The 20,848-nt window shown below is 35.8% G+C and carries 18 protein-coding genes and 1 tRNA gene; 5 read left to right on the top strand and 14 right to left on the bottom strand.

Going from position 1 to position 20,848, the window contains the following annotated elements:
- Positions 1-404: 404 nt before the first annotated feature.
- Positions 405-479: transfer RNA gene (locus EA412_05735), tRNA-Val, on the bottom strand.
- Positions 480-624: 145 nt separating this feature from the next.
- Here EA412_05735 and EA412_05740 point away from each other — a divergent pair.
- The 3 genes from EA412_05740 (at position 625) to EA412_05750 (ending at position 6,898) form a co-directional block, all read left to right on the top strand.
- On the top strand, positions 625-3,156 hold the full coding sequence (locus EA412_05740; protein ID TVR79736.1) for an AsmA family protein: 2,532 nt from the start codon (positions 625-627) through the stop codon (positions 3,154-3,156).
- Positions 3,157-3,251: 95 nt separating this feature from the next.
- On the top strand, positions 3,252-4,409 hold the full coding sequence (locus EA412_05745; protein ID TVR79737.1) for a GHKL domain-containing protein: 1,158 nt from the start codon (positions 3,252-3,254) through the stop codon (positions 4,407-4,409).
- On the top strand, positions 4,409-6,898 hold the full coding sequence (locus tag EA412_05750; GenBank protein ID TVR79738.1) for a hypothetical protein: 2,490 nt from the start codon (positions 4,409-4,411) through the stop codon (positions 6,896-6,898). The genes EA412_05745 and EA412_05750 overlap by 1 nt, the downstream gene beginning before the upstream one ends.
- Here EA412_05750 and EA412_05755 read toward each other — a convergent pair.
- From EA412_05755 to EA412_05775, 5 genes are read right to left on the bottom strand one after another with little or no spacing between them, the layout of a single operon-like run.
- On the bottom strand, positions 6,892-8,094 hold the full coding sequence (locus EA412_05755; protein TVR79739.1) for a hypothetical protein: 1,203 nt from the start codon (positions 8,092-8,094) through the stop codon (positions 6,892-6,894). The genes EA412_05750 and EA412_05755 overlap by 7 nt on opposite strands.
- Positions 8,095-8,109: 15 nt before the next feature.
- Positions 8,110-9,171 (bottom strand): RluA family pseudouridine synthase, encoded by a 1,062-nt coding sequence (locus EA412_05760; protein ID TVR79740.1) that lies wholly within the window; start codon positions 9,169-9,171, stop codon positions 8,110-8,112.
- A 17-nt stretch (positions 9,172-9,188) separates the two neighbouring features.
- Positions 9,189-9,593, bottom strand: a complete 405-nt coding sequence (locus EA412_05765) for a hypothetical protein (protein ID TVR79741.1) — start codon at positions 9,591-9,593, stop codon at positions 9,189-9,191.
- A 37-nt stretch (positions 9,594-9,630) separates the two neighbouring features.
- A complete protein-coding gene (gene lipB, locus EA412_05770; protein TVR79742.1) occupies positions 9,631-10,362 on the bottom strand; it encodes a lipoyl(octanoyl) transferase LipB in 732 nt (243 codons plus the stop codon).
- A gap of 27 nt (positions 10,363-10,389) precedes the next feature.
- Positions 10,390-11,376, bottom strand: a complete 987-nt coding sequence (locus tag EA412_05775; protein TVR79743.1) for a bifunctional phosphoglucose/phosphomannose isomerase — start codon at positions 11,374-11,376, stop codon at positions 10,390-10,392.
- Positions 11,377-11,643: 267 nt separating this feature from the next.
- Between EA412_05775 and EA412_05780 the strand changes: the two genes are divergently transcribed.
- Positions 11,644-12,480 (top strand): universal stress protein, encoded by an 837-nt coding sequence (locus tag EA412_05780; protein ID TVR79744.1) that lies wholly within the window; start codon positions 11,644-11,646, stop codon positions 12,478-12,480.
- On the opposite strand, the gene EA412_05785 is transcribed toward EA412_05780, so the two are convergent.
- The 4 genes from EA412_05785 to EA412_05800 all read right to left on the bottom strand — a co-directional run bounded on the left by EA412_05785 (position 12,481) and on the right by EA412_05800 (position 17,151).
- Positions 12,481-14,079 (bottom strand): ATP-dependent DNA ligase, encoded by a 1,599-nt coding sequence (locus EA412_05785; GenBank protein ID TVR79745.1) that lies wholly within the window; start codon positions 14,077-14,079, stop codon positions 12,481-12,483. It lies immediately after the preceding gene.
- Positions 14,080-14,173: 94 nt separating this feature from the next.
- Positions 14,174-15,205, bottom strand: a complete 1,032-nt coding sequence (locus tag EA412_05790) for a rhodanese-related sulfurtransferase (GenBank protein ID TVR79760.1) — start codon at positions 15,203-15,205, stop codon at positions 14,174-14,176.
- Positions 15,206-15,298: 93 nt separating this feature from the next.
- Positions 15,299-16,378 (bottom strand): DNA polymerase III subunit delta, encoded by a 1,080-nt coding sequence (gene holA / locus EA412_05795; protein TVR79746.1) that lies wholly within the window; start codon positions 16,376-16,378, stop codon positions 15,299-15,301.
- 2 nt (positions 16,379-16,380) lie between these two features.
- On the bottom strand, positions 16,381-17,151 hold the full coding sequence (locus EA412_05800; GenBank protein ID TVR79747.1) for an AMP nucleosidase: 771 nt from the start codon (positions 17,149-17,151) through the stop codon (positions 16,381-16,383).
- A gap of 72 nt (positions 17,152-17,223) precedes the next feature.
- On the opposite strand from EA412_05800, the gene EA412_05805 reads away from it, so the two are divergent.
- Positions 17,224-17,688, top strand: a complete 465-nt coding sequence (locus tag EA412_05805) for a type I restriction enzyme HsdR N-terminal domain-containing protein (GenBank protein TVR79748.1) — start codon at positions 17,224-17,226, stop codon at positions 17,686-17,688.
- Between the two features lie 58 nt (positions 17,689-17,746).
- Here the strand turns inward: EA412_05805 and EA412_05810 are convergent, their stop codons facing one another.
- Genes EA412_05810 through EA412_05825 form a run of 4 tightly spaced genes read right to left on the bottom strand, consistent with a single transcriptional unit; the run spans position 17,747 to position 20,758 of the window.
- Positions 17,747-19,162: a Glu/Leu/Phe/Val dehydrogenase gene (locus EA412_05810; protein ID TVR79749.1), complete on the bottom strand. Its 1,416-nt coding sequence runs from the start codon at positions 19,160-19,162 to the stop codon at positions 17,747-17,749.
- A gap of 5 nt (positions 19,163-19,167) precedes the next feature.
- Positions 19,168-19,416: a CcmD family protein gene (locus tag EA412_05815; GenBank protein TVR79750.1), complete on the bottom strand. Its 249-nt coding sequence runs from the start codon at positions 19,414-19,416 to the stop codon at positions 19,168-19,170.
- Complete coding sequence (locus EA412_05820; protein ID TVR79751.1) at positions 19,406-20,077, bottom strand: ABC transporter permease; 672 nt, start codon at positions 20,075-20,077, stop codon at positions 19,406-19,408. Before EA412_05820 ends, EA412_05815 begins: the two co-directional genes overlap by 11 nt.
- A 6-nt stretch (positions 20,078-20,083) precedes the next feature.
- Positions 20,084-20,758 (bottom strand): ABC transporter permease, encoded by a 675-nt coding sequence (locus EA412_05825; GenBank protein ID TVR79752.1) that lies wholly within the window; start codon positions 20,756-20,758, stop codon positions 20,084-20,086.
- Positions 20,759-20,848 lie beyond the last annotated feature (90 nt).

Here is a 20,848-nt window from a genome sequence, read left to right on the forward strand (position 1 = left end):
TTAGCAGATAATAAAAGGTTTGTGGTTGGTGATAACACGCAACCACGGCTAAAAAAAAGCGCTATCTATATTCAGAATGGGGTGAGTGCGTTTAACTAACCAAATAAACTTCTTAAAAAACCAAACCTTCCTTTCCCACTTAAACCTGAATTAAACATTTGACTTTTAACTTAAAAAAAATTAAGTACTCTTACAACATAATCAAGTAATCAAAAAATCCTTTAAAATCAAGGTTAAGACATTTCACGCCGTGGTTGGTGTTATCACGACCACCTTAAAAAGTTAAATATCTCTAAAATGTGTTTAAAAACCAAACCGGTCTTTTCCACTTAAATTGCAGAAAAATCCATACAAACAAAAAAAGGTTCCAAACGATTACCGTCTGAAACCTTTATCTTTTACTGTGGGTCCTACTGGATTCGAACCAGTGACCCCCTGCTTGTAAGGCAGGTGCTCTAAACCAACTGAGCTAAGGACCCGCTTTTCTGAATTGCTTGGCAAAGGTAAGATTATGATTAATTTCTTCAAAACTTTTTGCAAATATTTTTTAAAACATATTTTAATGCCTGTTTTTTGCGTTTCATACTTTAGATTTTGAATACAGTTGTTTAACTTAGTTACGGAATGCACCTTTTTAAAAAAATAAGTCTTATTGTCTTAGGTCTGCTCACTGCACTGACTGTGCTCCTGGCAGGTGTCATTTTTTTTAAAGGTGATTACATAAAAGCACAGCTTGTCAGCGCTATTAATGATCAAATTGATACTGAAATTTATGTTAAAAAAGGTATTCACATTGAATTTTGGTCTCACTTCCCCAATATAACCGTCAGTTTTAATGAAATTGAAATAAAAGAAAAAGCCCCCCTTGGCGACCGAAATTTCCTGAAAGCCGAAAAAGTAGAGTTCGTCATAAACATCTGGGACATCTTCCGAACTGATTATATAGTCCGACGGGTCATTCTGGAAAATGGAAAATTTACTTTTGAACAGTTCTCTGACGGAAGTCTCAATTATGATATTCTTAAAAAACAGGAAACGGAACAGGAAACAGCCGGTGATTTTAATTTAGATATTCGAAAAATTGAACTGAATAATATAGAAATTGACTATAAAGACAACATAAACAATTTTTTCATATCCACCGCCTTTGAAAAAAGTACGGTTTCAGCCCGCATGGATCAAAAGGAGTTTACCGCCTTCATAGATGCCGCTTGTTTGGTTAATCTGTTTGAAATAGATGAACACTCCTGGATAACAAGTGAAAACTTCAGCTTTAAAGGCGAAATCTTAATTAACACAGAGCTCAGAAAGTATCTCCTGAACGATATAAACATTCAATTTGCCGGTATAGATTTTAAGACGAGCGGAGAAATCTCTGCACCGACAGACAGCTGGTTTTTTGATATGAACATCTCTGCCGAAGCGGAAAAATTAGATGATTTGCAAAGCTATCTGCCCGAATATGTGCGTAATAACTTTGATGGCATAAACGGACACCTCAGCCTTGAATCAGTGATAAAAGGTGAGCTCAGCAGCGATAAAATCCCTGAAATAACGGCTGATTTTCGAGTTAAAGATGCCGCCTTTAAAAGCACCCTTTACCGTCAAAATATTGAAAAAATCACTGCTAACGGCAAATTCACTTCCGGAACTGCTATTGATTGCTCTTCCTGTGAGTTAAACGTAAATGACATTTCTTTTCAATGGGAAAATCAACGCCTGAGCGGTGGAGTGCAGGTCAAAAACCTGAAAAAACCGGTTATACAGGCTAATGCAAACGGGCTTTTATCACTTGAAGTTATCAATCACTTTGCCGACTTGCCTTACCAAACAAAGGGTAATTTAACTATTAGAGATTTTAAAATAACCGTACACCCTGAATTTTTAGCAACAAATATCGACAGAGCAATTCCTCAACTTTCGGGAGGACTTGATTTTCAAAATCTTACTTTTCAAAACGGCAATGAGAAACTAACTGCCGGCACCGTTCAATTAGCACTTAACAACCGCCAAATTGAAATCAAAAAAATGGTACTTAAAGATGCCTATCAGGATTTGGAAATAAAGGGAAACACCAATAATCTGATTAGTTATTTTGCTGCTTTCAACCCGGAAAGTAAAATTGCTGCAAACCCTACCTTCAACCTGAACATCAGCGGTAAAAAGCTGGATATAGAAAAAATTGCCGACTTTTTTAATGCGAGCCCGGGAAGTCAATCAGAAAATCAGGATGTAGTAGAATTTGATTTGTATGACTTCCTGAACTTTAGCGGGAGTATAACTGCCAACTTAAACCAAATCAAGTACGGAACCATCAACACTTCGGATTTTAAGGGAGATTTAAGAATGACATCACGACAGGCACGACTGAATAACTTTTCATTTAATGCTGCACGGGGAAGATTTACCGGAAATGCTGTTTTAAATGTCCGTAAAAACAATAATGTAGATATTGAAGGAAGTTTTCAGGCCAGAAATGTAAATATTCAACAACTTTTCAATGAATGCTATAATTTTGGACAGGAATTTATCACCGGAAAACACATTTCCGGTCTATTAGATACAGATGTTACCATAGGAAATTACTGGCGAAACGGTGAGTATGATCTTGACAGATTGACTGTAATCGCCGATTTAAACCTGAAAAACGGCCGCCTGATAAACTTTGAACCAATGGAGGCTCTCTCTTCTTACATACACACAGAGGAGTTAAAAAACATACAATTCAGCAATTTAAGCAACCATATAGAAATAGGTAACAGCCGAGTTTTTATTCCAGGGATGAACATAAATACCAATGCTTTTAAAATACATCTGGAAGGTATACACACATTTGAAAATGAAATTGATTATAATGTACGGGTAAACCTTTCTCATATTTTAGCAAACAGATACAAAAGCCGCAGAGTTTCCAGAGATTACTGGGAAGACACCTCAGAAGGAATTACTCTATTCTTAAGCATGAAAGGCATGGCCGATAACCCGGACATTTCTTACAATTCCAGAGCTGCCAGAGAAAAAATTGCCGAAGATTTCAGAAGACAGGGAGGCGAAGTTAGAAATGCTTTCAGAGGAGAACTGGAAGATTATGACCGTCGACGTGAAAACAGAGATTGGGAAACTGAAGCCGAACCCGAGTTCATTGATTGGGATTAATCGAAATTTTCTAAACAAAATATAAATCGTTTAGTATAATCATTTAAAATTCAAAAGTGTAAATTTGCTATAACATTTATAGCCGGCCTTTTTTAATGGATATATACAAACAGAAATATAATTTTAAGCTATTCTTAATTTTTTGTGCCGCAGGAATTGTGGTGCTTTCCATTTGGTACACCAACAATTTGGCCGGGAAAATCGCCTATGAGGAAAGAAAAAAAGCTGAATTGCTTGCCAGCGCTTACAAACAGCTGAATCAGGCTGATGAAAACACAGATATATCTTTCCTTTTTGAAGTAATAAAAAACAACGAATCACTATCTGTCATTCTTACAGACGAAGATGAAAACATTATTACCTGGCGAAATTTTGACAGCACCCGCGTAGCTTCCAATCCGGACTATTTAAAAGATGAGTTAAAAAGGATGATAGAATCCGGCGATCCCATTCAAATTGAAATTTCGCCCGGAATGTATAATTACATTTATTATAAAGACAGCTTTATATTAATTCAGTTACGCTACTTTCCTTACATACAGCTGGGAACCATCGCATTATTTCTTCTAATCAGCTACATTGCCTTCAGCAATACCCGTAAAGCAGAGCAAAACAAAGTTTGGGTAGGAATGGCAAAAGAGACAGCTCATCAGCTGGGCACTCCTATTTCGTCCCTTATGGCCTGGGTAGAATACTTAAAAAGTTTACCGGAAAGTGACCCAAATATGTACAATGAAATATCAAAAGATGTGGAAAGACTGGAGCTTATCAGTGAGCGCTTTTCAAAAATAGGATCCAAACCTGCATTCAAAGAAGTGCATCTTAGCTCCGGCATAGAAAATATGGTTCAGTATTTCACTAACAGAACATCTGAACATGTAAAAATAATTTTCAATAAAGAAAATGCTTACGAAGGCAATCTGAAACTCATGCCTACACTTTTTGACTGGGTGTTGGAAAATCTTATTAAAAACGCCATAGATGCCATGGAAGGAAAAGGAACCATAGAAATCAGCTCGGGTGAGGAAGATAATATGGTTTGGATTGAAATTAAAGATAGCGGCAAGGGACTACCCAGATCTAAGTTCAAAACTATCTTTGAACCGGGTTTCAGTACGAAAAAAAGAGGCTGGGGACTGGGGCTTTCCCTTTCCAAAAGAATCGTAGAAGAATATCATAAAGGAAAAATTTATGTTAAAAGTTCTATCTTAGGGGAAGGAACTACTTTTAGAATTAAACTAAAGAAAAATTGATGATTCGCATCCTGTTCTTTTTATTCTTTTTTCTTAACCTCACTTTGCTCAATTGTGTTTATGCAAGTGACACTTTAAAAATAGAAGTAAGGCAGGCAGGCAATAACCGTATCGTTGAAAATGCTTTTTTATATGCTCAAAACGGCAAAGTACAGGCTTTTTCAAATGAAAGCGGAGTGGCAAAACTACTTAACATTCAGCCCACAGATACAATTTTCTTCAGCCACCCTTCCTTCTATTCTGAAAGCATAAGTCAGGAAGAGCTTACCAAAACCGGGAACATTTTGTATGTATTAGAAAGAAATATTTTTCTGGATGAATTCATAGTAACCGCCGGAAAAAAAGACGAGCCGAGAGATTTAATTTCTAATGTTACCCGTATTCAATACAATCAATCTTTTTCTTTACAAGGGCATAATCTGAGTACTGAAATAGTAAAACAAAGTGGGCAACACCGGATTTTATACAATTCTCCCGGTGAAATCGAGCTGAATATCAGAGGTTTTTCAGACCATCGTTTGCTTACCTTAGTTGATGGCACCCGCACGGCTCAACCTGGCAGACCACATCAGGCTTATAAACTGATAAACCCTTTGTTAGTAGATCGGATAGAAACTGTTTTCGGACCGGGCTCGCTAATTTATGGCAGTGATGCAATTGGGGGTGTCGTAAATGTGATTACGAAAAAACCACGAATTCTATTAAATGACAAGCCTGAATTTAGTGGAGAGGCAATGATATCAGGTAATACCGCTAATCTGGAAAGTAATATCAGTGCCTTATTAAACAGCAGCTTCAAAAATACCGGATTGATAACGGCTTTTTCTTTTCAAAACTCTGAACAACACCAAAGTGGCAGCCGGCAAAATCCTTTTTATTCAGACTTTGGAAAAAATAATCAGTATATTTTCAGGCAAGACGACCGGGATTATATTGTAAATAACCCCTCCCCTTTTACATATCCAAACAGTAGTTTTCAGCAGTGGAACTTTGCACAAAAACTTAGGACTCAAATTTCTGTAAACCGCTTATTGGAAGCTTACTTTTATATTGCAGGTGAAGAAGAACACAATGCCTTAGGCCGCCTTCAGGAAAGATCTGAATCTCCTTTTAATCAGGACGGAGTATTGGAAGTTTTTGAAGATACCGGCTTTGTCAGCTATCCGGATACCAATGTGCAAAACCTTTATTTTGCTGAATTTTATCATAAGCCTACAGTTCAATGGATTGCCGGTATAAAATACGCAGACTCAGAGCCTTTTTTACCCGGGGATAATATGAACGTTCATATCAGCTTTCGTAAATCAGAGAACAATCAGTTTTTTCGATTGCTTAACAGCCCGGACATACATGGTTTTGAAAGTCAATTTATGGCTTTGCAGGCAAACTTAGATATGGCTACAAGCTTGACAGAAAGCTCTGACTTTTCCTATGGCCTCGAAGCAGATATTAATTTTACAGAGTCAGAAACTATTTCTGAAAGTATTGATAATACAGACATAGATGAGTTAAACTTTAGTTTCTATCCGGATGGGAAAAACCTGAAATACAGCCTTTCCGCATATATTCGCTACGATGTGGATTTGAGCTCAACACTCAGGCTCACTCAGGGGTTCAGATATAGTTTTATAAATTTTGAAAGCTTATACGATGAATACAGTATGCCTGTGTATAACAATAAAGAAATAGCTTACCGGCGTTCAGCATTTTCCGGAAGTTTTGGCATTTCTTACAGGCCTTCTTCAAACTGGAATTTTAATTTTACAGCCTCTTCCGGTTATCGTAGTCCAAACATAGACGATATTGCTAAAACCCATAGCCCGGCAGCCGGCATACTGATGATTCCAAATCCAATTTTAAAGCCTGAATATGCCTATAATGTTGAAACACGTGTCTTATTTAAACTCAGCGATCAATTACGGGCAGAGGCATTTGTTTATAATACAATCTTAAAAAATGCTATAGTCGTTCAAAATGTATCTCCCAACAATACAGATTCACTGCCTTATCTTGACAAGTCACATAAATTAGTTTCAAACGTAAATATTGGCACTGCCTATGTTAGAGGGGGCGGATATTCTGTTGAAGCAGCATTAACCCGGGATTTATTTGTAGAGTCTTATGGAAATTTTGCTGTAGGTTTCGACAGTGATTTTAATGAGCGCTTGCCGGGGATACCTCCATTTTATGGTTTAACAAGGGTTAACTACCGTTATGAGAAGTTTAATTTTTCAATTCGCTGGAATGTTCAGGCATGGAAGCCGTCAAATGAGTTTTCACCATATTTTCAGGATAATTTAACCTATGCCACAGCAGAAGGGAGTCCTGCTTACCATGTGTTTGATTTTGATGTCCATCGTCAGATCAATGATAAGCTGCGGGTATATGCCGGGCTGCACAATATAGCCGATGCACATTACCGTCCATATGGCTCCTCTATTAGCGGTATCGGTAGAAACTTAAGGCTTGGTTTGTATCTGAATTATTGAAGATTTTCAATCTGCCGGATGGCTTCATCAATAATATCAAAAACGTAGTGATACTCATCTACACTTTTTTCAAAATAAGTTCTTGAAGTTTTAAAGTTTTTAAGGGCTTCCGTGCGGTCCTCCTTATGCAGATTGAATCTGGCTTCATGAAAATATAAATTTCCCAGAGCTTCATCATTTCTGCGATGCACCCTTTTATTTCTTCTAAAAAAACGATTTAATCTTCTATACTCCTCAACCTTTAGAAAAGCCTGCAAAATATCATTAGTCACTTGAGGTTCACTATAATTGGCTGCAAACATATCATTCGCCAAACGAAAAGCTCTCCTGTTTTGATTCAAAAGTAATTTTGTTTCCAAAAGTTGTATTTCCGTTAAATGAAAACCGGGGAAAATATCATTTGCTTTTTGAAGAACCTCTAAAGCTTCATTTAATTGATTCATTTGAAAAAAACCAATTCCCGCCATTCTGTATGCATCTGCTTTAAAAAAGGGATCATCCTGATAGCGGGCAGACCTGAGGGCATTTTCACTGATTAAGTCAAACCGTTCCATATAGAAATTAGCGGAGGCTTTATTATACCATAACTCAGGATTTTCAGGCTCCCTTTTCAAAGCCTCATCTATCCAATAAATAGATGTTGTAAACTCCCCGCTTAATAAATATACAAATCCCAGTTTACCACTGTACTTAAAGGGCTTTTCGCTCACTCCTGCATAAACCTGAAGGTGGTGTTTTGCCAGTTCAATGATATTATCTGCCGGAATTAACCACTCTTCTTCGTATAAATCATAAATCAAATAATAAAATAAACCCAACCATTTGTGCAGCTCAAATTCTTCCGGATAATCTAAGAGTTTCTCTGCTAAAATATCATTAAAAGGAAAGTAAAATAACTTATAATCTCCTTCCATTTCTTCAGCCCGAAGACTATCCAGCGTCATGTCTCCTTCCAGATTTGTAAAAATAAAATACTGATGCATGACTGTTTTGCTGTAATATTCATAAGCTAATTCAGCTTTCCGAAGAACAAAATCTATGGAGTCGTTCCCCGGGTCATTTGTTTCAAGCATCATAAAAGCCTTCTCATATTGCCTTTCATCTATAAGACTGTCAACTTCATCAATGATATTTTCTGAGGCAAAAAGAACAAGCGAATGTAATATTAACGCTATTATAAATACAATTTTCTGCATATCTTTCCAAGCATATCAACTCTGGTTAAGAGCAAACTTGTAGTAATTTTTCCATTTTTCAATTAACAATTGCATGTCATTTGGAATCTCTGATTCAAAAAACATATCTTTCTTCAGTATTGGGTGATAAAAGCCTAAGGATTTTGCATGAAGTGCCTGGCGAGGACAAATTTTAAAACAGTTATCGATAAACTGCTTGTACTTAGAGTGAATCGTACCTTTTATAATCCGATCTCCACCATAGACCTCATCATTAAAAACCGGATTTCCCAGATATTTCATGTGAACCCGAATTTGATGGGTGCGCCCTGTTTCAAGCACACACTCAACAACACTAACATAGCCGATACTTTCCAGTAGTTTGTAGTTAGTTACTGCATATTTCCCTTCCTCTTCTTCGGTAAAAACATCCATTTTTTTGCGAAATCGCTTATGCCTGCCGATATTTATTTCAACTTTACCTTCCGGTTCTGCGGGTTCTCCCCAAACCAATGCCTGATATGTTCTTTTAATCGTCCTGTCAAAGAATTGTTTTGCCAGATGACTCATGCAAAATTCATCTTTAGCTATGACCATTAACCCACTGGTATTTTTATCCAGACGATGCATAATTCCCGGTCTTTGATTTTGCGCAGACAAATCGGGCAGATTTCCAAAATGATGCATTAATGCATTGACCAAAGTACCGGTATAATTTCCTGAACCGGGATGCACAACTAATCCGGCTTGTTTGTTTAAAACCACCAAATACTGGTCTTCATAAACGATTTCAAGCGGAATATTTTCAGCTTCCATTGGGAACTCGCGGGAAGGCTTGTAAAGCACCACCGTAATTTTATCAAAAGGCTTTATCCGATAGTTCGTTTTAACAGGCGTTTCATTTACTAAAACCGACTCTGCTTTAACTGCATTTTGGATTTTATTTCTACTTACCTTATCTAAACGGTTTAAAAGAAATTTATCTATTCTGAGTGGCTCTTGACCTTTATCTGCGACTATAGTAATTTCCTCATATAAGTCATCATCCTGAACCTGACCGGGTTCTAAATTTTCGTCTTGCAATTCAGTATCTGACATATTTTATTAGTATAAATTTATTTAATTAAGATTCCTTTTTCATCAAGCAAAGGTAATTCGGTTAAATGTTTGTTTGTGATGCTTTCGGTTACGAAAACAAACTTCTTGTCGTACATGAAGTCATTTTCCCAAAAACTTACCCAAAATTCATTGGTCAGCGCCGTCAATTCATCATAAAGCAACTCTACTTCAACATAACTGCTTGCCTCAACTTTATCAAACATTTGGCGAAGGCGGGAAGTTTCTACACTTTTTTCATTTACTTTTCCATAGCCCTTAGAGTTAATAATTACTCCAAGAATCGGCTTTTTCTTTAAATTCATTAAATATACTTTCCATGTTGGCTTGCCATCAATCTCATCCTGAGGGACAACCGCCATAGCAACATTATTAACTTTTTTAAAATCTATATCTTTTAGCATTTAATTAGTTTGTTTAAATTAAAAACGACTTCATTCTTTATATATTACTCAAGTGGCTTTTGGCCATATCTGTAAAACGGGCTTCAAAAAGTTGTGAAAAGTGCTTTTTCAAATGTGCTGTAACTTCCGCTTCATCAACTTTATGACCAAGTTCTTTTTCCATTGAAGTCACTTGTTTATCTGTTATTCCACAGGGGATTATCATATTAAAATAGTCCAGATTATTATTCACGTTAAATGCCCAGCCATGCATTGTAACCCAGCGGCTGCAACGAATACCCATTGCACATATTTTTCTTGCCCGAAAGGGATTATCAGAATCTAACCATACGCCTGTTGATCCTTTTAATCTGCCAGCTTCTATATCATATTCCTTCAAAGTAAGAATAATGGTTTCCTCTAATAATCGAAGGTATTTATGAATGTCAGTAAAAAAATAATCGAGATCTAAAATCGGGTAACCAACAATCTGCCCGGGGCCATGGTGCGTAATATCCCCTCCCCTGTTTATATTGTAAACACTAATTCCTTTTTCAAGCAATTGTTCTTCATTGAGCAGCAGATGCTCTTGTTTTGCATTTTTCCCTAATGTAAATACAGGAGGATGGCTACAAAGTAGTAAATAATGATTTTGGGTAAGCTGTTCTTCCGGAGATAACTTCCGGTTAGCCACTTTGGTTTCAATGATTTTAGCAAAAATTCTTTCCTGTAAATCCCAGGCTTCTTTATAATCAATCAATCCTAATTCACAAGAAAAAACATCTGTCATACATTCAAAATTATATACCGAACACTCTTATGATTTCGAAAGTTCACCTTTCAGAAAATCTATCACATCAACCTCTACTGCATCCCGGTTTCTCTTTTCAGCTAAAAAATAAGACACCCAGTCACCCAAATGAATCAGATATAGCGATTGTTCCAGTAAGTTTTCTCCTTTGGAATAAACTTCCATCTGACGGCTTGTGTACTGTCCAATAATTTTTTTATTTATCTCTACTCTCTTTTGAATTCTTTCAAAATCATCGTTATTTCTAAAATATACCACTGCCAGATTTTCAGACTTATCTCTCCAACCGACCAATTCATTATGATTCATTTCTGGAATCACATGATGCCAACATAGCATTTTACTGTTTTCATTAATTTGCTGTCTGAAACGAATAGCAACCGACTCCATGTGAGCAGATATATATATAACCGGACAGCTGTTGTATAAAAAGTCGCTTAATTCCTTTGCAGTTTTCTTTATTTCACTTTGCTTAGACTTAAGCATATCCACACTTTTCAACAAATTGTCTTTAAAAAGTCCGTTAAGTAAATCGATTTTTATCAAAATGAAAAGCTGTTGTACAAATGAATACCCTAAACAAGCTCTTGGAGGCATTCCTCCCGGAACTTCTATATAATCGAGCTTATGTTGTCTTGCTTTTTCAATAACTTTTCCTCCGGAACTCACACAAATGATATGGCAACCTCTATCCAAAGCCAATTCCATAGCATTCAAAGTTTCTTCAGTATTGCCTGAATAAGAAGAAATGATAACCAATGTATTTTCATCTGCATAGTTCGGCAGAAAATAATCTTTATTGATAGAAAAAGGAACAGTAAGTTCATTTGAAGTAAGTTCCTGAACTAAATTTCCACCAATTCCTGAACCGCCTAAACCGGAAAGAACAATATTTTTTATCTTAATTTTTGGCTTGCGAATATTTGCATTAATGCCAATTTCAATAGCTTCTTCCAGTTGTTGAGGGAAATTCTCAATTAGTTTATCCATCATAGTTTATTGATTTTTCACAAATTTACGCATTGCTTTGCATTTTTTCACGAAAATTGCATTATAAGCTATTAAATTAAAGTGTTCTAAAAAAAATGATAAGTGAATGCAATGTGCTTTAATTTTGCAGAAAAATATAATAACTTAGAAGCCAATAATAAAAACCGGCTTTTACTTACCTTTAAGATTATTTTTTTGTGGGCCTTAAATCTGCTTACTTAACATAAAATTGGAAAACTTGGGTAATGAAAACAGTAAAATATTAAACAGATGAAAAAAATATTAGTACCAACAGACTTTTCAGAGTTCTCAGCAAATGCACTAAACTTCGCTGTTCATATTGCCAAAAAAACAAATAGTCTGCTTGAAATTGTAAATATTCACTTCAGAGATGACCCTGCAATTAAAGATGAAACCAGACCTAAGTTAAAAGAATTTTTAGCCAATGCAACTCAGGCTTGTGATGTCGAATTAGTTGATATTGAGGAGCGAAAAGCAGTCAGCGGAGAAATTTCTTGTAAACTTACCATTCGCCAGGGTTTCATAGTAGATGAAATTATCAGCTACTCCAATCAGGAATCGGTAGATTTGATAGTAATGGGTACAAGAGGTGCCGGAGTGATGAAAAAATACATTTTAGGTACAAACTCAGCAGATGTAATTAAAAAAGCAAACTGTCCGGTCTTAACAATCCCCGGCAGAGCCCGGTTTAACCAAATGAATAAAATTATTTTCCCTGTAGAACTGAAAGAAAATGTTGGGAAAAAAGTACTGTATACTAAGAAACTTTTTAATCAGATTGGTGGGGAAGTCAGATTGTTGCACATAAAAAATGAAGATAGCGCTAAAACTGATGAAAAAGTAAAAGCTTTGAGAAATAATTTAAGTGAAGTAGGTTTAGAAAATTGTGATATTCACGTAGTTGACATGATAGAAAATGTGAGTAAAAGTATTGAAAAATACAGTGCCGACCATAAACCGGACTTATTGGTACTGGCACCTTCTCATCACAATTTGTTTGAAAGACTTTTTGGTAAAAGTGTTACCCTGCGATTAGCTTTTCACCTGAATATACCGATGCTTTCTCTTAGTGGAAAGTTTGACTAATCAGGAGAAGTATTTTTTATGTATTTGTTTTAAAGCTTCCAAAGTATCAGCTTCAACCGCAGGCTTGTCTCTTCGCCACCTTGCAATCCTGGGGAATCGCAGTGCATAACCGGATTTGTGTCTGCCGGACTTTCTGATATTTTCAAAAGCAATTTCAAAAACCAATTCCGCTTTCACTTGCCTAACAGGTCCGAATTTATCTATCGCATTTTTACGGATAAATGAATTTACTTCCTTAAACTCTAAATCTGATAAACCGGAATATGCCTTAGCAACAGTAACCGGCATTCCTTCCTTATCCAGCAAAGCAAAAGTATAATCAGTAAACAAATTAGCTCTCCGACCATGACCGCGCATGGCATACGTCAAAATCATATCAAGAGAAAAAGGTTTTGCTTTAAATTTCCACCAATTTCCTCTTTTTCGTCCTTGTTCATATCTGCTGTCCTTATGCTTAATCATGATACCTTCAGCTCCTTCATACCTTGCACGATTTCTGAGAATTTCAAAATCATCAGAAGTTTGTATGTCCAGACTTTCAGAAAATTGCAGTACTTCCTTTAAATCCGTGCTTTCAACTATTTTATGCAGGACATCTCTACGTTTTGTTAGTTTCTCCTGTCGAAAATCTTCTTGTTTGTATTCAAATATATCGTAAGCCTTGAATAAAACAGGATATTCTTCAATCATTTTTTTACTTACCTTTTTTCTGCCCAATCGCTTTTGCAATTCATTAAAAGTACCTGTTTTTCCATCTTTAAAAGGTAAAATCTCCCCATCCAACACACATGATACCGGAAGCCGGTCAATAAGCTTTTCAAATTCGGGAAACTGATCAGTTACCAGTTCCTCACCTCTTGACCAAACAAATAGTTTTTTATCTCTGTAGATTAATTGCCCTCTTATGCCATCCCACTTAAACTCTGCTGTCCATTGATTGAATTCAGCTAAATCTGTTGCCGGATTTTCAATTGGATATGCCAGATAAAAAGGATATGGTTTGCTGAGGTCGTCATTTGAATCTTTAGAAAAAATTAAATCCTCAAAAGTTGTGTTATGAGGTTCCCAATTCCCGGTTATGCGATGCGCTAAGGATTCTCTTTTTATGCCCGTAGCTTTTTCCAAAGATCTGAGTGTTAAACTCTGAGATATACCAATTCTGAAACCACCTGTGAGCAGTTTATTAAAAACAAACCGCTCTTTACGATTCATTTTTTGCCAGTACTTTTTCACATATTCTGACTTGAGTTCATCCGAAAGCTGAGTCAATTCTTTCAGCTCCTCCATAATGTGATGGAGGTTCTCTGATACAGATTCACCGTCAAAAGGCATTAAAAGTGCCATACACTCTGCCAAATCACCTGTAATATGATAGGACTCCTCAAACAGCCAGTTTGGAATTTCAGCAATTTCAGCAGCCCATAATCTTAGTAAAGATGTTTTAACCGGCCTTTTAGGTCTCCGACCTGTTAACAATGCTAAGGCCCAAATTTTATCCCTTTCATTTGCTGTTGCAAAATATTCAGCTAAAATTGAAATCTTTTTGTTGGTCTTAGCTGTCTCCCTAAGTTGATGTATAGCAGAAGCAAAATGCCTCATAGGATTTATTTAGGCTTATATAACAGGTATTATCACCGAATAATGAGTATCTTTCTCATAACACCTGAATGCTGTAAACGTTTAATTCTAAACCTTAGTCCTTAGAATTGATTTTCGGGCGTATTCTCCCTTTTTTATAAACCTGACGGCCTTTCATAATCCCTTTACGCTTTTCTTTTTGAACTTCTAAAGGCAATTGTATAAAGTCGCTACATTCGCTACTGCAGCATGCGTTGTATTTTTGAGCACAATTCTCACACTGTATAAACAACAAATGACAGGCATCATTGGCACAATTGGTATGGGTATCACAGGGAGCACCGCATTGATGACATTCACTGATAATTTCATTTCCTATACGCTCGCCAAGGCGCTCGTCAAACACAAAATTCTTTCCAATAAACTTGTTTTTTAATCCACTTTCCTTGACTTGTCTGGCATATTCAATAATACCTCCGTCAAGCTGATAAACCTTTTCAAAACCTTTATGCTTTAACCAGGCACTCGCTTTTTCACAACGTATCCCACCGGTACAATACATAACAATTTTTTTATCTTTTTTATCTTCAAGCATATCAGCTATAATCGGCAATGAATCCCGAAAAGTGTCAACATCCGGACAAATAGCTTTTTCAAAATGCCCGATTTCACTTTCGTAGTGATTACGCATATCAATCAAAACTGTATTTTCCTCATCCGTTAGTTTGTTAAACCCGGCCGCGTCAAGATGAACGCCTTTGGAAGTAACATCAAAAGTTTCATCATTCAGCCCGTCAGCGACTATTTTCTTACGAACTTTAATTTTTAACTTTAAAAAGGAGTCTTTCTTATCTTCTACAGCAAAATTTAAGCGCAGGTTTTCAAAGCCCGGCATGCTTTCAAAAAAAGTTTTTAAATCTTCCTGCTTATCGGCAGGTAAGCTAATCTGACCATTCACACCTTCATTGGCTACATAAATTCTACCCAACACGTTGATAGCACTTAATCTATTGTATAAAAAGTCTCTGAATTCAGCAGGGTTTTCAATCTTTACATAGCGATAAAATGAAAGCGTTTTTCTTTCATAATCCTCAGATTCGAGAAATTTTCTTAAAGTTTGCTTATCAAATTTATTATGCAGTATCATAAGCCTTGAATGATTTTTAAACATTATGCAAAATTAAAAAAAATAAAGCTAAATTAATTTTCCATTTTTTCATCTTTAAAAATAAAGGAGTTTTTAGTCATTCAAAAATACACTCCAACGCTTGGATTCATAGATTAATCTTCTGCGAGGAGCATCTAAAATATTGTCTACAAGCTCTATGTAGGCAGCTTCATTTGAAGGCACTTTACTGCCCACCCCTTTTAACTTCAAATCTAATTTACGCATGCAGTCAAAAATATATTCAATATCATCCACAGAGTATTTTGCAGCAGCTTGTTTGTATTGTTTTAAAAAGAAAGGAGGAATGCTTAACACGGAAGCCAATTGCTGATCATTATTGTAGCTTTTTTGCACATAATGCAAAGTGTATACTTTGTGAAAATACAAGAACAATAATGTCAGTGTAGAATAAATATTATTATTCTTCGGGTCTTTAGACATTTGCCAGGCTATTTTATAAGCCTTATCTTTTTGTCCGGCGCCTATGGCATTTTGAAGTTCAAAAGGGTTGTATTCCTTACTGATACCAATATTCTTTTCAATAACATCTTTATTAATTCGCTTATCGGTTACGTTGCTCAAAGTAAGTTTTGACAGTGCATTTGCCATTTGAGTAACATTCAGTCCAATATGATCCAAGAGTAGCTGCAAAGCATCATTTTCTATACTAAAGCCTTCTGTTTGCAGTTTTCGATTTACCCAATCAGTCATTTCAAAATCTTTGGTAAAAGCTTTTGACTCATAAAAAGCCACTAACTTAGAATCCCTTAGTTGTTTAAATATATTTTTACGCTTATCTATTTTGCTATTTTTGTAGGCTAAAAGCAGTATAGTAGTATCTACCGGCGACTTAATATAGGCCTCTAAATCACTTAAATCAGTTAATGATTGGGCTTCTTTAATAACAATGAGTTGTTTTTCACCCATCATAGGAAAGCCGCTTGCTAAATCTGTAATTTGTGAAGCAGTTATATCCTTTCCATAAAAAATATGCTGATTGAAATCTTTTTCATGATCGGGGATAACCGTTTTACATAAAAAGTCAGTAACTAAATCAATGAAGTATTCCTCTTTGCCATACAGGAAATATACAGGCATTAAGCTGCCTGCTTTAATATTTTTCAATAACTCTTCATATTTTTTTACTTCCATATCTAAAAACGAAGATGTTTTACGGTATTCCCGTTATTAATCAATTGTTTTAGGGAATCTATCCCAATATTCAAATGCTTATCGGCAAAACCTTCTGTTACTTTTCTATCACTTTTTTCGGTTTTTACTCCTTCCAGAACCATTGGCTGATCAGAAACTAAAAGCAAAGCTCCGGCAGGAATTTTATTAGCAAAAGCAACTGAAAAAATGGTGGCTGTTTCCATATCTATTCCCATCACGCGAATTTTTCTTAAATAAGACTTGAACTTTTTATCATGCTCCCACACTCTTCTGTTTGTTGTGTAAACTGTTCCTGTCCAATAATCCTGCTGATGATCCCTTATTGTTGTCGAAATTGCCTTTTGTAAAGCAAAAGAAGGCAAAGCCGGAACTTCTGAAGGGAAATAATCATTAGATGTTCCCTCTCCTCTTATGCCGGCAATCGGTAAAATCAAATCGCCTAACTTATTTTTTTTCTTTAATCCGCCACACTTACCCAAAAACAAAATTGCTCTGGGTGAAATAGCACTTAACAAGTCACAAATTGTAGCTGCATTTGCACTACCCATCCCAAAATTAATAAGCGTTATTCCATTTGCCGTTGCTGATGGCATTGCTCTGTCCAATCCGTTAATCGGAACATTGTGCTTTTTGGCAAAAACATTTAGATAATGGTTAAAATTGACCAGAATTATATATTTTCCAAAATCTTCTAACTTCGTACCTGTATATCTGGGTAACCAATCGTTAACAATATCACTTTTATTCTCCATACCGTATTTTTTTTAAAATTAAACATTAGATTGCAAATCTAAGTTAAAATAAAAATAACATTAGATTATATAATGATTGATTTTGCCATAAATATTACTCCTGATTTCAGTAAATTGAATATCAAACAAGCTGAAGGCAAGAAATATATTTTTGATATCTTCAGAAAAAAATATATCCGCTTAAGTCCGGAAGAGTTTGTGAGACAGGCTTTTCTTCAGTATTTGCATTATAAAAAAGGGTACCCGAAAACTTTAATTTCCATAGAAAAAATGGTAAAAAACACCAAAGGAAGATATGATGCTATGATTTATTCAAATTCCGGAGATCCGCTGATGTTGATAGAATGTAAAAATGCTGAGACTAAACTGAACACAAAAGTATTGGAACAAATAAGTCGCTATAATATTCAATATGGAATTCCTTACTGGGTAATTACAAATGGTGAAGAGAGTTATTGCTTATCGTTTAGCGAAAAGAAAAAGCCTGAGTATTTAAATGATATTCCCAATTATACGGAGCTGATAAAAGGCAAATAAAAAACCGGTGAACAATATGAACACCGGTTTCTTTTAATCTCTCTAAATTATTTATAAATCATGGAAAAACACCCATAGCCATATAAGCCACACCGATTTTATCAATTGCATTTACAAAACAAGCTGTACGTAAATCTTCGATATTTTTATTCTTTTTCCAAACTTCACGTGTTTGCCTGTATGCCTCTACCATGGTCTCTTCCAATCCTGAACGTACCAAATCAATCTCATCGGCACCTCTTGACAGAAAAGCCAATTCTTTTTTATTAACTTTCTTACCGGTAAGGCGTTCGATTAATTCAATCATATTTTTATTGGAGTGCTCATCAAATCTTTTCTCTAACCTTCCAAAACGAACGTGAGAAAGATTTTTTAACCACTCAAAATAAGAAACAGTAACACCACCGGCATTTAAGAACATGTCAGGCACCATTAAAACACCTTTTTTAAGAAGTACCTCTTCTGCAGCAGGAGTTACCGGTCCATTCGCTGCTTCTCCAATAATTTTGGCTTTTATCTTATCTGCATTATCAATATTAATTTGATTTTCCAAAGCCGCCGGTATCAGAATATCACATTCATATTCCAGTAAATCTTTAGAGTTTTCAATATTTTTTGCTCCCGGGAAATTCAATATACTTTTCGTATTTTTTCTATGTTGAAAAACTTTTTCAACATTTAATCCATTTGGATTATAAATTCCGCCTTCAAGTTCAGCAATGCCTGTAATAATTGCACCATGCTCTTCTAAAATTGTACCGGCATAATAACCAACATTACCCAAACCCTGAATAATGATTTTCTTACCCTCTATACCGGGTTCAAGCCCCAGAGCTTTCATGTCTTTTGCATAGCTCACAACTTCTCTAAGACCATAGAAAACACCTCTACCGGTAGCTTCTTTTCTGCCTCTTATTCCATTTTGACTTACCGGTTTACCGGTAACACATCCGTAACCATCAATCTGGTCAGGATTGTAAGATAAAAATGTATCTAATATCCATGCCATTTCTCTTTCTCCGGTTCCATAATCAGGAGCCGGTACATCAATAGCAGGACCAATGAAATTCTTTTTCATCAATTCCACTGTATATCTTCGGGTTATTCTTTCTAATTGGGCAGTTGTTGCTTTTCGCGGACTGATTTTAATTCCACCTTTTGCTCCTCCAAAAGGAACATCCATAATAGCACACTTAAACGTCATTAATGATGCCAAAGCCATAACTTCATCCTTGTTTACGTGCATGCTGTAACGAATACCTCCTTTGGTTGGCAGTCTGTGATGGCTGTGCTGGGCACGATATGCCTCAACAACAATGTACTCATTACCCATTTTTACGGGAAACTGCATCTCGTAAACGCTGTTACACACTTTAATTTGTTCAAGAAGACCTTTCGGCAATTTGGTATGCTTAGCCGCTTTATCAAAGCTTTTACATACATCATTAAAAAAACTATACTCATTTGTATTCATAGTGATTAGGGTTTATTTTTTCTTTCCAGTTTAGAAATTCTTCTGTCTATATATACTAAAAAAGCTATTATGCCTGTGAAAATTATCAACATTACTGCTAATACAGCGTAAATCCTGCCGTCTGCTCTAAGTTTGTCAGCCATTTCGATGGTAAAGCTTTCAGCCATCAAAGACGATGTGAAACTAAGAAGTAATATCAACAACAGAACTCCTTTTGCAATTAATTTATTGAAAAAACTATTTTTAATCTTCATCTTTTTCTTCGAGTAAATTTAATCTGATTAATAAAGTTGAAATCCACACACCTAAAACAATCCATCCTATAACAGCCGGATAAAACACAACCCGCATTCTGCTGTCCAGGTCATAGACATTGAAGCCGGGATTTCCCCCGCTGCCGGGATGTAAAGAATCTGTCATTCGCGGAATCACATATATAAAAGCTATGTACAAAACAAAGGCAAAAATACTGTATACTGCGGCAACTTTCGCTTTAGTATGTTCATCTTCTAGGGAACCTCTCAGTACAAAATAGGCTAAATATACCAGCAAACCAACCACAGCTCCGTTTAATTTAGGATCATTAACCCACCAGGCACCCCAAGTTGCTGCTGCCCAAAACATTCCTGTAATAAGGCCTAAAATGCCAAAAATCATGGCTGTAAAAGCGAAATTTTTAGCATATAAATCATGCTTGAGATTCGATCCGGAAAGATATTTAATACTGAAAGTAAAAGAAAAAATTAACATTACAACCATCCCAAACCACATGGGAACATGAAAATAAAGGTTGCGGATAGATTCATTTAATACCGGTAATCTGGGTACCGGCAACATTAAACCGGCTACAATAGAATATAAAATCAATACAACAGCTATTGACTTCCACCAGTTATTTTTTAAGAGAATATTCATTTTTTCTTATTCGCGCCAAAGATATGGAAATAAAATGATTGACATAGACAAAATTAAAACGTTCAAACTGATTAACATAATCCACAAGGAAATAGTATTTTCCATACCCGGCCCCTGAAGGTAAACCAGACTTGATAATCGAATTAAAACGACTAATAAAGGCAAAATTACAGGAAAACTTAAAATAGCCATCAAAGTAGTGTTATTTCCTGCTTTTGAAGCTATAGAAGATATCATAGTAAAAATCAGCCCTAAACCACCGGCACCAAAAATGAGCAGCAAAAAGAACGATGTATTTTGAACTACAGGATTCCCAAACCATATGCTAAAAAGCGACCAGCTCAATAACGCCAGCACAAACATGAAAATATAATTATAAAACATTTTGGAAATGATGACTGATTCCGGACTAAACAGAGTATAGAGATATAGCAACTTCTCTTGTGATTCCTGATAAAAGCTTTTTGCAATTGCATTTACAGAAACAAATAAAACGGATATCCAAAATAGTAAATTCCACCAGCCTGCATTCAGCTCATGTACCATATTTTCCTGCTCTAATACATTCAGAATTACAAAAACAGTTGCTACCATATACAAGATAATTCCGCCTATGGTATATTTATTCCGAAGCTCCAGTTTCCATTCCCGCTTTAAAAGCTGTATTATCTCATTTTTCATAAAGGTGATTCCCCGCGCAAAATTAGCAATATTTATACAGATGCCTCCACCTTCAAAAGATATTCTTTGTATTCAAGTCAAATACAAGAT

This window comes from Chitinophagaceae bacterium (genome assembly GCA_007695095.1).
In the GTDB taxonomy this organism is placed as follows: domain Bacteria; phylum Bacteroidota; class Bacteroidia; order Chitinophagales; family REEL01; genus REEL01.

Bases quoted from the DNA above. Each gene is read 5' to 3' on its own strand.
- lipB (TVR79742.1), bottom strand. From the start codon at position 10,362: ATGACAGATGTTTTTTCTTGTGAATTAGGATTGATTGATTATAAAGAA.
- EA412_05805 (TVR79748.1), top strand. From the start codon at position 17,224: ATGATTGATTTTGCCATAAATATTACTCCTGATTTCAGTAAATTGAAT.
- EA412_05745 (TVR79737.1), top strand. From the start codon at position 3,252: ATGGATATATACAAACAGAAATATAATTTTAAGCTATTCTTAATTTTT.
- EA412_05825 (TVR79752.1), bottom strand. From the start codon at position 20,758: ATGAAAAATGAGATAATACAGCTTTTAAAGCGGGAATGGAAACTGGAG.
- EA412_05775 (TVR79743.1), bottom strand. From the start codon at position 11,376: ATGATGGATAAACTAATTGAGAATTTCCCTCAACAACTGGAAGAAGCT.
- EA412_05815 (TVR79750.1), bottom strand. From the start codon at position 19,416: ATGAAGATTAAAAATAGTTTTTTCAATAAATTAATTGCAAAAGGAGTT.
- holA (TVR79746.1), bottom strand. From the start codon at position 16,378: ATGGAAGTAAAAAAATATGAAGAGTTATTGAAAAATATTAAAGCAGGC.
- EA412_05755 (TVR79739.1), bottom strand. From the start codon at position 8,094: ATGCAGAAAATTGTATTTATAATAGCGTTAATATTACATTCGCTTGTT.
- EA412_05765 (TVR79741.1), bottom strand. From the start codon at position 9,593: ATGCTAAAAGATATAGATTTTAAAAAAGTTAATAATGTTGCTATGGCG.
- EA412_05780 (TVR79744.1), top strand. From the start codon at position 11,644: ATGAAAAAAATATTAGTACCAACAGACTTTTCAGAGTTCTCAGCAAAT.
- EA412_05785 (TVR79745.1), bottom strand. From the start codon at position 14,079: ATGAGGCATTTTGCTTCTGCTATACATCAACTTAGGGAGACAGCTAAG.
- EA412_05820 (TVR79751.1), bottom strand. From the start codon at position 20,077: ATGAATATTCTCTTAAAAAATAACTGGTGGAAGTCAATAGCTGTTGTA.
- EA412_05740 (TVR79736.1), top strand. From the start codon at position 625: ATGCACCTTTTTAAAAAAATAAGTCTTATTGTCTTAGGTCTGCTCACT.
- EA412_05790 (TVR79760.1), bottom strand. From the start codon at position 15,205: ATGATACTGCATAATAAATTTGATAAGCAAACTTTAAGAAAATTTCTC.
- EA412_05760 (TVR79740.1), bottom strand. From the start codon at position 9,171: ATGTCAGATACTGAATTGCAAGACGAAAATTTAGAACCCGGTCAGGTT.
- EA412_05810 (TVR79749.1), bottom strand. From the start codon at position 19,162: ATGAATACAAATGAGTATAGTTTTTTTAATGATGTATGTAAAAGCTTT.
- EA412_05800 (TVR79747.1), bottom strand. From the start codon at position 17,151: ATGGAGAATAAAAGTGATATTGTTAACGATTGGTTACCCAGATATACA.
- EA412_05750 (TVR79738.1), top strand. From the start codon at position 4,409: ATGATTCGCATCCTGTTCTTTTTATTCTTTTTTCTTAACCTCACTTTG.